At 53.5% G+C, this 297-nt stretch carries 1 pseudogene; it reads left to right on the top strand.

The features are described 5' to 3' along the window. Nucleotides 1-39: 39 nt before the first annotated feature. Nucleotides 40-297, top strand: a pseudogene (locus NSCA4_RS15815) (IS481 family transposase); the annotation flags it as partial.

The raw sequence follows: 297 nt of genomic DNA, 5'->3' as shown, positions 1-297 counted from the left end.
GTAGCGTTGTTTACAGTATTTCCAGGAGAATACTGAAACATGAACATGCACAAAAACACCCGTCTCACCCCGCACCACCGCCAAGCCATTTGGCCGGCCTACACGCAGGGGAAGGAAAGCGTCACCTCCTGGCACGCCGCTACCAAGTCAGCCGCGTCACCATTTACCGCGCACTTAAAGCCGCAAGGGGCAGACTGCTCAAACCCCAAACCAGTACCAACAACCGTTTCAAACAGGCAAAGTACGGAATGAAACGCCCGGCCAAGGTAGAACGCGGCATTCAGGAAAAACTCAAAA

This window comes from Neisseria sicca 4320, assembly GCF_000193735.1.
Lineage (GTDB): Bacteria > Pseudomonadota > Gammaproteobacteria > Burkholderiales > Neisseriaceae > Neisseria > Neisseria sicca_E.
This window is presented reverse-complemented; position numbering and strand designations above follow the sequence as displayed.